The organism is Allobosea massiliensis, assembly GCF_042655245.1.
Lineage (GTDB): Bacteria > Pseudomonadota > Alphaproteobacteria > Rhizobiales > Beijerinckiaceae > Allobosea > Allobosea massiliensis.
The window spans coordinates 25695-39043 of the sequence record NZ_JBHSLU010000004.1; the positions used below are offsets into that span (position 1 = coordinate 25695).

The 13349-nt window shown below is 67.2% G+C and carries 14 protein-coding genes; 8 read left to right on the top strand and 6 right to left on the bottom strand.

Annotation, left to right across the window (positions count from 1 at the left end; genetic code table 11):
* Positions 1 to 18: 18 nt before the first annotated feature.
* The 4 genes from ACFPN9_RS01120 (at position 19) to ACFPN9_RS01135 (ending at position 3496) form a co-directional block, all read left to right on the top strand.
* Positions 19 to 567 (top strand): TRAP transporter small permease, encoded by a 549-nt coding sequence (locus ACFPN9_RS01120; RefSeq protein ID WP_066724773.1) that lies wholly within the window; start codon positions 19 to 21, stop codon positions 565 to 567.
* 3 nt (positions 568 to 570) lie between these two features.
* Positions 571 to 1875: a TRAP transporter large permease gene (locus ACFPN9_RS01125; protein ID WP_066724770.1), complete on the top strand. Its 1305-nt coding sequence runs from the start codon at positions 571 to 573 to the stop codon at positions 1873 to 1875.
* A gap of 35 nt (positions 1876 to 1910) precedes the next feature.
* Positions 1911 to 2900, top strand: coding sequence for a TRAP transporter substrate-binding protein (locus ACFPN9_RS01130; RefSeq protein WP_066724767.1), 990 nt, complete (start codon positions 1911 to 1913; stop codon positions 2898 to 2900).
* 68 nt (positions 2901 to 2968) lie between these two features.
* Positions 2969 to 3496, top strand: a complete 528-nt coding sequence (locus ACFPN9_RS01135) for a winged helix DNA-binding protein (protein WP_066724764.1) — start codon at positions 2969 to 2971, stop codon at positions 3494 to 3496.
* A gap of 13 nt (positions 3497 to 3509) precedes the next feature.
* On the opposite strand, the gene ACFPN9_RS01140 is transcribed toward ACFPN9_RS01135, so the two are convergent.
* The 3 genes from ACFPN9_RS01140 to ACFPN9_RS01150 are packed head-to-tail and all read right to left on the bottom strand — an operon-like array spanning position 3510 to position 6513.
* Positions 3510 to 4559: a sensor histidine kinase gene (locus ACFPN9_RS01140; RefSeq protein ID WP_066724756.1), complete on the bottom strand. Its 1050-nt coding sequence runs from the start codon at positions 4557 to 4559 to the stop codon at positions 3510 to 3512.
* A 20-nt stretch (positions 4560 to 4579) separates the two neighbouring features.
* Positions 4580 to 5023: a response regulator gene (locus ACFPN9_RS01145; RefSeq protein WP_066724753.1), complete on the bottom strand. Its 444-nt coding sequence runs from the start codon at positions 5021 to 5023 to the stop codon at positions 4580 to 4582.
* Entirely contained in the window at positions 5020 to 6513 is a 1494-nt protein-coding gene (locus tag ACFPN9_RS01150) for a sensor histidine kinase (protein ID WP_066724750.1), read from the bottom strand. Before ACFPN9_RS01150 ends, ACFPN9_RS01145 begins: the two co-directional genes overlap by 4 nt.
* 258 nt (positions 6514 to 6771) lie before the next feature.
* On the opposite strand from ACFPN9_RS01150, the gene ACFPN9_RS01155 reads away from it, so the two are divergent.
* From ACFPN9_RS01155 to ACFPN9_RS01165, 3 genes are read left to right on the top strand one after another with little or no spacing between them, the layout of a single operon-like run.
* Positions 6772 to 7833 (top strand): HD domain-containing phosphohydrolase, encoded by a 1062-nt coding sequence (locus tag ACFPN9_RS01155; protein ID WP_377815000.1) that lies wholly within the window; start codon positions 6772 to 6774, stop codon positions 7831 to 7833.
* 43 nt (positions 7834 to 7876) lie between these two features.
* Positions 7877 to 8383 carry a putative pterin-binding protein gene (locus tag ACFPN9_RS01160; protein WP_082734979.1) on the top strand — a complete coding sequence of 169 codons (507 nt, stop codon included), beginning with the start codon at positions 7877 to 7879 and terminating at the stop codon, positions 8381 to 8383.
* 28 nt (positions 8384 to 8411) lie between these two features.
* Entirely contained in the window at positions 8412 to 10676 is a 2265-nt protein-coding gene (locus tag ACFPN9_RS01165; protein ID WP_066724745.1) for an ATP-binding protein, read from the top strand.
* Between the two features lie 22 nt (positions 10677 to 10698).
* Here the strand turns inward: ACFPN9_RS01165 and ACFPN9_RS01170 are convergent, their stop codons facing one another.
* A complete protein-coding gene (locus ACFPN9_RS01170) occupies positions 10699 to 11268 on the bottom strand; it encodes an SRPBCC family protein (RefSeq protein ID WP_082734978.1) in 570 nt (189 codons plus the stop codon).
* Entirely contained in the window at positions 11268 to 11585 is a 318-nt protein-coding gene (locus ACFPN9_RS01175; protein WP_066724742.1) for an ArsR/SmtB family transcription factor, read from the bottom strand. Before ACFPN9_RS01175 ends, ACFPN9_RS01170 begins: the two co-directional genes overlap by 1 nt.
* Positions 11586 to 11743: 158 nt before the next feature.
* On the opposite strand from ACFPN9_RS01175, the gene ACFPN9_RS01180 reads away from it, so the two are divergent.
* The gene (locus ACFPN9_RS01180; RefSeq protein WP_066724740.1) at positions 11744 to 12646 is read left to right on the top strand and encodes a DMT family transporter; all 903 of its coding nucleotides are present in this window, start codon (positions 11744 to 11746) and stop codon (positions 12644 to 12646) included.
* Here the strand turns inward: ACFPN9_RS01180 and ACFPN9_RS01185 are convergent, their stop codons facing one another.
* Positions 12647 to 13348 carry a FadR/GntR family transcriptional regulator gene (locus ACFPN9_RS01185; RefSeq protein WP_066724732.1) on the bottom strand — a complete coding sequence of 234 codons (702 nt, stop codon included), beginning with the start codon at positions 13346 to 13348 and terminating at the stop codon, positions 12647 to 12649.
* Between the last annotated feature and the right edge of the window lies 1 nt (position 13349).

Consider the following 13349-nt stretch of genomic DNA (forward strand, 5'->3'; position numbering starts at 1 on the left):
CCATCGGGAGATGCCCCGATGATCCGGCGCTCCCTTGATCTGCTCTACCTCGGAGCGGGATACATCGCCGGCATCTTCCTGGTCGTGATCTTTGGCCTGATGATGCTGCTGTCCGTCGGTCGCGACATCAACTTCAACGTTCCCTCTGGCGATGACTTCGCCGGTTGGGCCTTCGCTGCGATGGCCTTCTTCGGTCTCGCCCACACCTTCAAGAAGGGCGAGATGATCCGGGTCGGCCTCCTGATCGAGCGCCTGCACGGATCGGCGCGTAAAGGCGCGGAGCTGTTCTCGCTCACCGTCGCAGCCCTCTTCATCGGCTACTTCACCTTTCAGACCGGCAAGCTCGCCTATGATTCCTGGCAGTACTCGGACATGTCCACCGGCGTCGTGTCCGTCCCGCTGTGGATGCCGCAGCTTTCCCTCGTGCTGGGACTCGGCACGCTGCTGATCGCGATCCTCGACGAGTTCGTCATCGTGTTGCGGACGGGTCGCCCCACCTATGAGCCCGAGCCGCCGAAATCGGTCGAGGAACTGGTCGAGCGCGTCGCGCAGGGCGGAGGCGTCTGAACCATGAGCCTTCCCGTTCTCGCCCTTGTTCTGCTCAGCTTCCTCATTCTCGTTCTCGCCAGCGGCGTCTGGATCGCCGTCGGGCTCGGCCTCGTCGGCCTGCTGGCGATGTGGCTCGTCACCGACGTGCCGATCGGCCAGGTGCTGGCCACCACGGTCTGGAGTTCCGCCAGCGGCTGGACGCTGACCGCCCTGCCGCTCTTCATCTGGATGGGCGAGATCCTGTTCCGGACCCGCCTTTCCGAGCAAATGTTCCAGGGGCTGTCGCCCTGGCTGCAATGGCTGCCGGGACGCCTGATTCACACCAACATCGTCGGCTGCGGCATCTTTGCCGCCGTGTCCGGATCCTCGGCCGCGACGGTGGCAACGATCGGCAAGATCTCGCTGCCGGAGCTGAAGAAGCGCGGCTATGACGAGCAACTCAGCCTAGGCACCCTCGCCGGCTCGGGCACGCTCGGCCTGCTGATCCCGCCCTCCATCCCAATGGTCGTCTATGCCGTGACGGCGAACGTCTCGGTGCTGCAGGTCTTCCTCGGCGGCTTCCTGCCGGGCCTGCTCGTGATGGCGCTCTATATGGGCTACGTCATCATCTGGTCGCTGCTCAACCCGGACAAGACGCCACCGCGCGACCCCGCGCTGCCCTTCTTCGAGAAGCTGCGGCAATCCGCCAAGCTGATGCCCTGCCTCGTCCTGATCGCAGCCGTGTTCCTGGCGCTGATCCTGGGTTTCGCGACGGCGACGGAATGCGCGGCCTGGGGGGTGTCCGGCGCACTTTTCCTCGCCTGGTGGAGCGGCACGCTGAGCTGGAAGACGCTCTTCGAGAGCATCATGAGCGCGACCAGGCTCACCTGCATGATCATGCTGATCCTGGCCGGAGCCGCCTTCTGCACCGCGGCGATGGCCTATACCGGCATCCCGATGGCCCTGGCCGAATGGGTCAAGGGCATGCAGCTCTCGACGCATATGCTCGTGCTGGCGCTGACCATCATGTACATCATCCTGGGCTGCCTGATCGACGGCATCTCGATGATCGTCCTGACGGCCGTCATCGTTCTGCCGATGGTGAAGGAAGCCGGCTTCGATCTCGTCTGGTTCGGTGTCTACCTCGTTATCCATGTCGAGATGGCGCAGATCACCCCGCCGGTGGGCTTCAACCTCTTCGTGCTGCAGAACATGAGCGGCAAGGACACCTGGACGATTGCGAAGGCAGCGTTTCCGTTCTTCATTCTGCTCAACATCGCCGTCTTCATCATCACGACCTTCCCGCAGATCGTGCTCTTCCTGCCCAAACTCGCTTTCCCGGACTGACCCCACCCACAACCAACAAGAGAGGGAATGACATCATGATCGACCGCAGGACCCTTACCGCCGCCGCCCTGGCCTTCGGCGTCAGCGCTCTGGCCTTCGCCGCGCCCGCCGCCGCGCAGACCAAGTGGAATCTCCCGGCCGCCTACCCGGCCGACAACCCGCACAGCGAGAACCTCACGCTCTTCGCCAAGGATGTGGAGGCCGCGAGCGGCGGCAAGCTCGCCATCACCGTCCATCCCGGCGCCTCGCTGTTCAAGGCCCCCGAGATCAAGCGCGCGGTCCAGAGCGGCCAGGCCCAGATGGGTGAGGTGCTCCTCTCGATCCACGAGAACGAGGATCCGGTCTACGGCATCGACGTCGTGCCCTTCCTCGCGACGTCCTTCGCCGACGCCAAGAAGCTCTATGCCGCCTCCAAGGCCGCCGTGGAGAAGAAGCTCGACTCCCAGGGCGTGAAGCTGCTGTTCATGGTTCCCTGGGCGCCGCAGGGCGTCTACACGAAGAAGGAGCTCAACACGATCGACGACATGAAGGGCCTCAAGTGGCGCTCCTACAATGTCGGCACGGCCCGCCTCGGCGATCTGCTCGGCATGCAGTCGGTGACGATCCAGGCGGCGGAACTGCCGCAGGCGCTGGCGACCGGCGTCGTCAACTCCTTCATGTCCTCGGGCGGCACCGGCTACGATTCCAAGGTCTGGGAGTCGCTGACGCATTTCTACGACGTCCAAGCCTGGATCCCGAAGAACGCGACCTTCGTCAACAAGGCCGCCTTCAACGGGCTCGACAAGGCGACGCAGGACGCCATCCTCAAGGCCTCCGCCGACGCCGAAGCGCGCGGCTGGAAGATGTGGGAGGAGAAGTCCGGCTGGTATCTCGAGCAGCTCAAGGCCAAGGGCATGAAGGTCCAGGCCCCGAGCGCCGAGCTCGCCGCCGGCTTCAAGAAGGCCGGTGACACCCTGACCGGCGACTGGCTGAAGAAGGCCGGTGCCGACGGCCAGGCGATCGTCGACGCCTACAAGAAGATGTGAGGCTGCCGCCCCGCGCCCTCAACCGGGCGCGGGGTCCGCTTCCCCCGCGGCCCCTCCGGCGAGCGACGATGTCATCACCGCCCTCCTCCACCGAACTCGGCCCCATCGTCTCCTCCGGCCATCTGGCGGCGGGGGCGATGCCGGCTCTGTCGGAATTCGAGTTCGCGATGAGCATGACGGTGCACGCCTTCCATCGCTGGATGGTGCGCGCCATGGCGGCCGCCGGCACGCCGGACCTGTCCCCGCTCGACGTGCTGGTGCTGCACAACGTCAACCATCGCGGCAAGGCCAAGCGCCTCGCCGATATCTGCCTCGTCCTCAACATCGAGGACACGCATCTGGTGAACTACGCGCTCAAGAAGCTGGAGCGCCTGAAGCTCCTCAAGGCCGGTCGCAAGGGCAAGGAGAAGACGGTGGAGGTGACGCCTGCGGGCGAGGAAGCCTGCCGTGCCTATGCCCGGATTCGCGAGCAGCTTCTGGTCAAGTCGGTGCTATCGACCGGGCTCGACCCGAAGCGCCTCTCCGAGATCGCCACGGCGATGCGCTCGCTCTCGGGACAGTACGATCAGGCCGCACGCGCTGCCGCGAGCCTCTGAGACGCCGTCAGCCTCAGGCCGCGGGCTCGTCCTCCACGATCCGGATCGTCACGCGCGTCCCCTGGGCCTGCCGCGCATAGTCGATGCTGGTGCCGAGGCTGCGCGCCATCGCGCCGACGATCTTGCCGCCGAGGCCGGTGCCCGTCGCCGGTCCCTGCCCCGACCAGCCCACCCCGTCATCGGCCACGACGAGCAGCGTCGCGCCGTCCGGCTCGCGCGCGAGCGAGACACGGATTTCGCCCGTCCCCTCGGGATAGGCGTATTTGATCGCGTTCGTCACCAGCTCGGTGACGATCATGCCGATCGACACCGCCTTGTCTGTCTTCATCAGGATCGGCACCGCCTCGAAGCGGATATCGGGCGTGCGCCCGGCCGCCGACATGGAATGGCCGAGCTCGCGCACCAGCGTCTCGAGATAGGCCGCAAGATCGACGGTACGGACGTCGTCGGAGGTGTAGAGGCTGCGGTGGAGATTGCCGATCGCGGTGATGCGCGCCTGCGTTTCGGCCAGCGCCGCGCGCGCCCCGGCATCCTGCACCGAGGCGGCCTGCATCCGTACCAGCGACGACACCAGCGCAAGGCTGTTGGCGACGCGATGGTTGACCTCCGCCAGCAGCACGATGGCGCGGTCGCGCGCGTCGCGGACCTCGCGCTCGGCTTCCTCCTTGGCGCGAAGCAGACGCGCCCGCTCGACCGACTGCTCCAGCGCAGCGGTCAGCAGCACCTCGAAATCCTCGCCGATCGTCTTGACCACATAGTCGACAGCGCCGGCCTTTAAGGCCTGGACCGCGATGGCGAGTTCAGAGGAGGCGGTGACATAGACCACCGGCGGCGCGCCCTCGCTGCCGGCGAGACGCGCCAGCACCTCCAGCCCCGAACTCGTTCCGAGGTCATGGTCGAGGATCACGGCGTCGATGCCGCCCTCCGCGATGCGCGCCAGCCCGGCCTCGGCATCGCCGACATGCTCGACCGCATAGCCTTTGCGCGCGAGGATGCGCTGCACGAGCCGGCCCAGCGCCACGTCGTCGTCGATATAGAGAACCGTCAGCGGCCGATGGGGCATGGCCGGATCATCCGCGGAGGTCACGGGGTTTCTGGCACTTGCATGACCGAGAAGAACAGCCCGAGCTGGCGGATGGCATTGGCGAAACCGTCATAGTTCACCGGCTTGGTGATGTAGACATTGGCGCCGAGGTCATAGCAGCGCTGGATCTCGCGGCTGTCGTCGGTCGTCGTCAGCACGACCACGGGCGAGCGCTTGGTGTGCGGGTTGGCCTTGACCTTTTCGAGGATGTCGACGCCGCCCATGTCGGGCAGGTTGAGATCGAGCAGGATCAGGAGCTGGCGTCCCGAGCTGACCATGCCCGACCCGTCCGGCCCGAACAGATAGGCCAGCGCCTCGGTGCCGTTGGTGAACGGGATGATCTCGTTGTTGACCCCGGCCCGCCGGATGTTCTTCTCGATCAGCCGGGCATGGCCCTCGTCATCCTCGATCATCACGATCGACACGGGTTTGGCGTTGGTCATGATTCGTGGCTCCGCTTCACGCTCCGCAGATCGGCCGGCAGCAGGACCGTGAAGGTCGTTCCCACCCCGAATTCCGACCGGACGGTGATGTCTCCGCCGAGGTTGCGCACGAGCGTGCGTACATGCGCAAGCCCGATCCCCTCGCCCGGTGTATTTTGTGTTCCCGAGCGCCGGAACAGCTCGAAGATCCGCTCGTGGTCGCTGGCCGCGATGCCGCGGCCATTGTCCTCGATCTCGATCGCCACCCAGCCCGGGCGCGGCGCCAGCGTGCGCGCGACAATCTGCAGGGGCCGATCGGGCGCGCGGTACTTGATGGCGTTGTCGAGCAGATTGCCGATGATCTGGTCGAGCGAGAAGCGGTCGCTGACGATGCGGTCGGTCTTCGCCTCGATGGCGATGCCGCCGCCCGTCTCGCTGGCCTGGTGGTGGACGGCCGCCGCGGCCGCCTCGAGCAGCGCATCGAGCATCACCCGCTCGGGCTTCAGGGCCCGGCTGCCCTCGCGCGAGATCTTCAGGATCGCGTTGATCAGCCCGTCCATCTTGCGGGTCGAAGAGCGGATGAACTCCAGCGCCTCCGGCGCATCGGTCTTCAGCGCCGCCTCGGCCTCGGCCTTCAGCGCCACCGCCTTGTCGTCGGAAGCGTCGAGATAGGCCCCGATCGGCTTGAGGGTCTCCTCCAGTTCGCTGGTGAAACCCATGATGTTGACCAGCGGCGCCCGCAGATCATGCGTGACGATATAGGCGAAGCGCTGGATCTCCTGATTGGCCTTGATCAGCGCATCGGTGCGCTCGCGCACGCGTTCCTCCAGCCCGGCGTTCAGCACTTCGAGCTCACGCCGGGCGCCGACGATCTCGTTGGTGTAGCTCAGGATCGTCCAGGCCGCTGCCGCCGCGAGCCCGAGAATGACGATGGCGCCGATGATCGTGACCCAGCGCAGCCGCGAGGCGGCCGTCTCCTGCGCGGCGATGGCGGCGAGCAGGCGCGCCTCCGAGCGCTCGAGGATACTGGCGAAGGCGGCACGAGCCTCATCCATCAGCGTCTTGCCGCGGCCATCCTCGACGAGCGCCAGCGCCCCCGCGAAATCGCCGCGCTGCGACGCAGCCACCGTCTCGGCCAGCTCGGCCATCTTCGCGTCCAGCGCACGGCGCAGACGCGCCGCATAGGGCCCCATGTCGACCTCGTCGGCGACCGCTTCGGCCAGCCGCTGGAACCGCTCCTCGAAGCGCGCCACCGCCTCGGTATAGGGCGCCAGATAGGTCGCATCGCGCGTGAGCAGGAAGCCACGCTGGCCGGTCTCCGCATCCTGAACGAGCGACATCAAATCGGCAGATGCGCTGCGGACCTCGCGCGCATCGACGACCTGGGCGAAGGATCGCTCCGAGGCGAGCGTCAGCCACAGCGAGCCCGCCACGATGGTGACGAGCGCAAGGATGCCCGCCGCCATCAGCAGGAGATTGGTGCGGCGGAAAAAGGCCTGGGAGATCGGCATGGGTCGTCCGGACGGGGCGCGATGGGGATGCAGCGTCGCACATCGCTTCGCAAGGTCAAATGACAGCAGACAAGCGTCCGGCCACGAGTTTTTTGCCGGACCGTCGCATTTTACACATCCGGATTGAACTTATTTTAATCCGCTTGCCCTAACGGCAGGAGTAGTGGCTGCCGAATTGCAGGCGCAGCGGGGGCGGGTGCTGCCGCCTCGGCCGCATGCGACGACAGGAGGCCGCTTGACCGGGCAAAGGCCAACCGCATGAAGATCATGATCGTCGACGACAACCGCACCTATCTGATGGTGCTGCGCGGCGTTGTGAACAACATTGGCGACCATCACATCACGGTTTTCTCGAACCCGCTCGAGGCGCTGGAGGCGGCGGCGAGCATCGAGTTCGACCTGGTCATGGTCGATTACATGATGCCCGAGATGGATGGCGTTTCCTTCATCCGGGCGCTGCGGCAGATGCCGAACCATCGCGACCAGCCGATCGTGATGGTCACCACCACAGAGGAGCGCGAGACCCGCCTGGCGGCACTCGACGCTGGTGCGACCGACTTCCTGCGCAAGCCGATCGAGCCCGTCGAACTGCGCGTTCGCGTCCAGAACCTGCTGGCGCTGCGCGAGGCGCAAACCGCGATGCGCGACAAGGCGGCCTGGCTCGCCAAGGAGGTTCGCCAGGCGACGCAGGATCTGGTCGAGAGCCAGCGCCACATGGCGCGGCGGCTCTCGCGCGCCATCGACTGCCGCGACGGACACACCGGCGATCACGTCGCGCGCATGGCCGCACTATGCAAGATCATCGCCGAGGGGCTGGGTCTCGACGCCGAGCAATGCGAGACCATCCATGCCGCCGCGCCGATGCACGACGTCGGCAAGATCGGCATCCCCGACTTCATTCTGCAGAAGCCGGGCCGCCTCACCGATGAGGAGATGGCGGTGATGCGGACGCATGTGTCGATCGGCGAGGCGATCCTCGCCGATGGCCGCTCCGCCCTGATGCGCTGCGCCGAACGCATCGCGGCGACCCATCACGAACGCTGGGACGGCAAGGGCTATCCGCGCGGTCTCTCGGGCCATGACATCCCCGTCGAAGGGCGCATCGCTGCCGTGGCGGATGTGTTCGAGGCGCTCTGCGCCAACCGCGTCTACCGGCCCGGACGCCCGCCCGAAGACGCCCGCCAGTTCATCCTCGCCGGCTCCGGCCGCCATTTCGATCCGGCCTGCGTCGCCGCTTTCGAGGCCCGCTGGACCGACATTCTCGCCCTGATCAACGCCACGTCCGATCCTCTGACTACGCCGATCGCCCTCGCGAGCTGAGCTCGCCGTCGGCGAACCCCTTACAACCGACAGGAGACCTGTCATGCTGATCCGTCTCGCACTCCTTTTCTGCCTTGCCTGCCTCGCACCTGCCGGCCAGGCCGGCGCTGCCGAAATCCCTGCTGCCAAGGGTCCGGTGATCCTGACCGTCTCGGGCAAGATCGCCCATCGCAACGGGCCGGATGGCGCGACCTTCGACGCGGCGATGCTGGACGCTCTGCCCAAGCGCATGACGACGGCCAGCACGCCCTGGTATTCCGACAAGATGCGCTTCGAAGGCCCCCTCGGGGCCGCGCTGCTCGACCAGGTCGGCGCGACCGGGACGACCTTGAAGGTGACGGCGCTCAACGACTACGCGGTCGAGATTCCGGTCGAGGACTTCCGCAAATGGCCCGTGATCCTCGCGACGAAGATCAACGACAAGCCGATCTCCGTGCGCGACAAGGGGCCGATCTTCGTGATCTACCCCTTCGACGAGCAGCCCTCGCTCTACAACGAGCTCTATTTCGGCCGCTCAGCCTGGCAGGTGAAGTCCATCGAGGTGCGCTGAAGCGCGCACCGCACCGAGGCGCCGCCCGATGGATAAGCCCAGCAAACAGAACCGGCTGAACAATCTGGGCATCCTGGCGCTCGTCGGGCTCAGCATCCTGCTGGGAGGCGTCGTCATGGCGATGTTTTCGGCGCTCGGTACGCGTCACCGGGCGACGGATGAAAGCGTGCGCGAGGACCTCGTCTGGGCGGCCTACCAGCTCGACCGCGAAGCGAAAAAACTCGCCAGCGCCGTTCAGGATCTGCGGGAGGGCTTCAGCGCCCAGCGGCGCGCCGATGTCGGGCTGCGCTACGACATCCTCTACAGCCGCACCACCGTTCTCATCAGCAATCACTACCGGACAAAGTTCGGCCAGACTCCGGAGATCCTGACGCTGGCGCAGGATGCGCGTGATCGCATCCTCGCGCTCGCTCCGACCATCGATGCGCTGGCAGAGGATGCCGGGGCCACGGCGCAGGCCGCGGCCCTGCTCGCAGAACTTTCGCCGCTGATGCAGAACACCGAGCGCCTGCTCAACGTCACCAACCTCGCCCAGTCGCGGATACGGGTGGAGGACCGCAACGAGCTGACGGCAGCCTATCAGCAGCTCGGCGGCGCCATGACGGCGCTGATCGTTTCGCTGGCGATGATCGTCGCCTATCTCGGCGTCCAGCTCTACCAGATCCGCATCGCGCGGCGCCGCTTCGAGCGGCTCAGCATCGAGAACGCCGACGCCGCCAAGCGCGCCGAAGCCGGGGCCCGCGCCAAGTCGATCTTCCTGGCCACGATGAGCCACGAGATCCGCACCCCGCTGAACGGCATCATCGGCATGGTCGACATCATGCGCGGGACACCGATGAGCGAGAGCCAGCGCGAGAAGCTCTCTGTGATCGGCGAATGCAGCGATACCCTGCTTGCGCTCATTGATGACATTCTCGACTTCTCGAAGCTCGAATCCGGCGCCGTCGAGCTTGAAATGCTTCCCTTCGAGCTCGGCGAGGTCTTCGCCAGCGTCGCCCATGTGATGGGCGCCCGCGCGCGCGACAAGGACATCACCTTGCATGTCGAGCAGCCGCAAGCCCGGGTCACGACGGATGCGACGCGGCTCCGGCAGATCCTCTTCAATCTCGTCGGCAACGCGGTCAAGTTCACCGATCGCGGCGGCGTCCATGTGTCATGCCGCATCGACGGCGATCGCCTGACGGTGGAGGTCGATGACACCGACACCGGCATCGGCATCCCGCCCGAGGCGCGCGACCGGCTGTTCCAGGATTTCAGCCAGCTCGACATCACCATCAACCGCCGCTTCGGCGGCACCGGGCTCGGCCTCGCCATCTGCCGGCGGCTGATCGGCGCGATGGGCGGCGACATCGGCGTCGAATCGCGAGAAGGCAGTGGTACGCGCTTCTGGTTCACCCTGCCGGTCGGACCCGTCACACCATCGGAGCGACAGCCGGTCCGTGCGCCCGAGCCAGCGCTGCAGCCGAAGCCCGAGCCGACGGGGGACCGGCGCTTCACCGGCCGCATCCTCGTCGCGGAAGACAACGCGATCAATTTCACCGTCGCGCGCGAACTCCTCCAGCGCTTCGGTGTCGAGGTCGATCACGCCCCGGATGGCCGCATCGCCGCTCACCTGGTGAGCTCAGGGCGCTACGATCTGGTGTTGATGGACATGCAGATGCCGGTGATGAGCGGGCTCGAGGCGACGCAGGCGATCCGGCAGCAGGGTTGCGTCGAACTGCCCATTATCGGGTTGACCGCCAACGCCTTCGCCAGCGACCGCGAGGCCTGCCTGGCAGCGGGGATGAGCGACTTCGTCGCCAAGCCGATCAACCGCGCCAAGCTGGCCGCGATCCTCGCGCGCTGGCTGCCGGACCCCGACGAGAGAGCAAAGCCGGCAGCGCTGGCGCAGGCCGCGGACGCCGCCGCCGGCGAGACCGTTATCGACCCCGTCGACCCGTTCATCCGCGCCGAATTGAGGCGGGAGATCGGCGGCGATCTGCTTGACGAGTTGACCCGGCAATTCTGGCCGGACGCCACGCGTGCCGCGGCCGAAGCCACCAGGGCTTTGCTGGCCGGCGACCGCGAAACCGCGATCCGCGAGCTGCACACGCTCAAGGGGCTCGCGGGAACGCTCGGCTTCTCCGCGGTGGAAGCCGCAGCCCGCGAAGCCGAGATCGCCGTCCGCACCCGAGAGACGGCCGACCTCTCGGAGCTGCAGGCGACGCTGCTTCGGACCGTGCTGGCGCTGGAAGCCACCGAACCCGCGGCGGCGGCCCCCAGTCAGGCCGACGCGGCGCGCCGATCCGCCTGACCGGAGCGGCCGCCGGCGGGCCCTACAGCGCTGCGTCGCGCTGCCTCTGCGCATACTCCGCCATCAGCGGCTCATGGGCCGACCAGAACGGCCGCGGCTTCTGACCGAGGAGCTGGTCCTCGAGCAGGCCGAGATGCAGATGCCAGCCGCTGGACACCATCGCCGTGCGCGACTTGGTCGCCAGCCGGCGGTGGATCAGCACCAGCCGAACCTGCTGCCCCATCGGCGTCAGCTCGATCTCGACATCGGAATCGGGGTCGCCCATGCCCGCCCAGGTGAAGGCCAGGCGGTGCGGCGGCTCATAGACCGTGACGGTGCCGGTCATCAGCGATCCCTCGTCGTTCATCTGGCGATGACTCTCGGGCGGCGTCTCGTCGGTGATGCGCGAATGCTTGAAGAACAGCTCGATTTGGCCGCCGGCGCGGGCTTCCGTCTTGCCGCCGCAGAACCAGCTCGCACGCTTCCCGTCCTCGACCAGATAGGCCCAGACCCGCTCAATCGGCCCGGGAAGCAGCCGCTCGAAGCGCACTGCCCCACTCTCCAGCACCTCGCCATACGCCTTCGCATTCGCCTGCTGTGTCTGCGTCTGCATCACGCCTCCTCGCCCGGATCGGGCTTTCGTAGCGCGGCCTCGAGGGCCGCCAGCCTGTCGGGCCAGAAGGCGCGCACGCGCCGGACCCATTGCTCGAAGCCGTCGATGCCGTCCGGGTCCAACGCATAGATGCGCCGCTGGCCTGCGACCGTGACCCGGACCAGCCCGGCCTCGCGCAGCGCCTTGAGATGCTGCGAGATCGCCGGTGCCGACAGCGTGAACCGCTCTCCGATCTCCCCGGCCGAAAGTTCACCCTCCGCCAGCATCTCGATGATGCGGCGGCGGGTCGGGTCGGCAAGAGCGGTGAAGGCGTCCATGGGCCAATGATTCCGTCTTAGCTTAATTAAGTCAATACAAAATTATAATGCGGCGCTCGGCTTCTGGCCGCTGCGCGGCCTGGTCGCTTGCCCGCAGCCTCGTGCTCCGTCAAAGCGATGCTGCACAGTCCGACCTCCGAAACGGCGAACCGCTCTCCATGGCCATCCGCAATGCCACCCTCGCCGGCATCTTCATGATGCTGCTGGGCATCCTGATGTTCTCCCTGAACGACGTCATGGGGAAATGGCTCGTGGCCACCTACACGGTCGGCCAGGTGCTGCTGCTGCGCAGCGCCGCCGCGCTGGCCGTGCTGATGCCCTTCGTGCTGCGCCAGGGGCTGATGCGGACGCTGAGGCCCGAGCGGCCGGGCCTCCAGGTCCTGCGTGTGGCACTCGGCTCCGGCGAGGTCGCGCTGTTCTACCTTGCCGTCTCCTATCTGCCGCTGGCGGATACGATGACGCTGTGGCTGGCGGCTCCGGTCTGGTCGGCCCTGCTGGCCGTGCTGCTGCTGGGCGAGCGGGTCGATGCCGGGCGCTGGCTCGCCATCGCGGCGGGCTTCGCCGGCGTCGCCATCGCGCTGAACCCGACGGGGGCGAGCCTGTCGATGCCCGCCCTGCTGGCCCTGCTCGGCAGCGTCCTCTTCGCGGGCATGATGATCGCCGGCCGCTATCTGCGCGGCACGCCCGATGTCACGCTGGTCGCCTGGCAGACGCTGGGCGCCCTGCTGATGGGCCTCGTGCTGCTGCCCTTCGGCTGGGTCACGCCGAGCTGGACGGACGCCGCGCTACTGGGGCTGCTCGGCATCGTCGCGATGGTCGCGCATCTCTGCGTCACGCGCTCGCTCAAGCTGGCGGAAGCTTCGGTCGTCGTGCCCTACCAATACACGCTGATCGTCTGGGCGCTGATCTTCGGCTGGCTGATCTTCGGCGATTGGCCGACGTCGGCCATGCTCGCCGGCGCGGCGCTCATCGTGGCGGCCGGCCTCGCCCTGATCCTGCTGGAGCGGCGCGCGGCCGGCCGCGCGCCTGTCGATGCCGAGACCAGCCCTTCGGCGCCTTGATCAACTGGCGATGAAGGGCACCTTCATCCGGTCCGAGGACTGGACGATGTGGTGCCGCATCGCGACCGCCGCGGTCTCGCCGTCGCGGCGGCCGAGCGCGCGCAGGATCGCGCCATGCTCGGCGAACGCCTCCTGCAGCCGGGCCGGCTCCTGCACCGGCGGCCGCTGGCTGCGGGTGATGATCGGCCGGTAGAGGCCCAGGATATCGCGGATCGCACGGTTTCCGGCAATCTCCGCGATCGCCATATGCAGGCCGAAATCCGCCTCCATGGCGTCGAGATAGCGCGCTTGCTCGATCGCCAGACGCATCGTCTCGTTGAGCTCCGAGAGGCGGCCGAGATCCTCCTGCGAGGCGTGCCGCGCCGCGAGCTGGACGGTTGACGCCTCGAGCGTGAAGCGCAGTTGGTAGATCTCCACCTCCGAGAAGCGCTGCTCGAAAGTCCAGCCGGTGAGATCGGCCTCCGGGCGGTCGAAGCCTTCGGCCACGAAGGCGCCCCGCGCCGGCTCGATCCGGATCAGGCCCATCCCTTCGAGCTGCAGCACGGCCTCGCGCACGGTCGGGCGGCTGGCCCCCAGTCGCTGGGCGAGCTCCCGCTGCGGCGGCACCCGGTCTCCCGGCTTCAATCCCGTCTCGGCCATCAGGCGCCGGATCTGCTGCACCAGCTGGGTGGTGACCGGCCTCCTGTCCTTCTCGACCTGCATG

Coding starts and splice junctions, on each gene's coding strand:
- ACFPN9_RS01120 (WP_066724773.1), top strand. CDS start 19: ATGATCCGGCGCTCCCTTGATCTGCTCTACCTCGGAGCGGGATACATC.
- ACFPN9_RS01125 (WP_066724770.1), top strand. CDS start 571: ATGAGCCTTCCCGTTCTCGCCCTTGTTCTGCTCAGCTTCCTCATTCTC.
- ACFPN9_RS01130 (WP_066724767.1), top strand. CDS start 1,911: ATGATCGACCGCAGGACCCTTACCGCCGCCGCCCTGGCCTTCGGCGTC.
- ACFPN9_RS01135 (WP_066724764.1), top strand. CDS start 2,969: ATGTCATCACCGCCCTCCTCCACCGAACTCGGCCCCATCGTCTCCTCC.
- ACFPN9_RS01140 (WP_066724756.1), bottom strand. CDS start 4,559: ATGCCCCATCGGCCGCTGACGGTTCTCTATATCGACGACGACGTGGCG.
- ACFPN9_RS01145 (WP_066724753.1), bottom strand. CDS start 5,023: ATGACCAACGCCAAACCCGTGTCGATCGTGATGATCGAGGATGACGAG.
- ACFPN9_RS01150 (WP_066724750.1), bottom strand. CDS start 6,513: ATGCCGATCTCCCAGGCCTTTTTCCGCCGCACCAATCTCCTGCTGATG.
- ACFPN9_RS01155 (WP_377815000.1), top strand. CDS start 6,772: ATGAAGATCATGATCGTCGACGACAACCGCACCTATCTGATGGTGCTG.
- ACFPN9_RS01160 (WP_082734979.1), top strand. CDS start 7,877: ATGCTGATCCGTCTCGCACTCCTTTTCTGCCTTGCCTGCCTCGCACCT.
- ACFPN9_RS01165 (WP_066724745.1), top strand. CDS start 8,412: ATGGATAAGCCCAGCAAACAGAACCGGCTGAACAATCTGGGCATCCTG.
- ACFPN9_RS01170 (WP_082734978.1), bottom strand. CDS start 11,268: ATGCAGACGCAGACACAGCAGGCGAATGCGAAGGCGTATGGCGAGGTG.
- ACFPN9_RS01175 (WP_066724742.1), bottom strand. CDS start 11,585: ATGGACGCCTTCACCGCTCTTGCCGACCCGACCCGCCGCCGCATCATC.
- ACFPN9_RS01180 (WP_066724740.1), top strand. CDS start 11,744: ATGGCCATCCGCAATGCCACCCTCGCCGGCATCTTCATGATGCTGCTG.
- ACFPN9_RS01185 (WP_066724732.1), bottom strand. CDS start 13,348: ATGCAGGTCGAGAAGGACAGGAGGCCGGTCACCACCCAGCTGGTGCAG.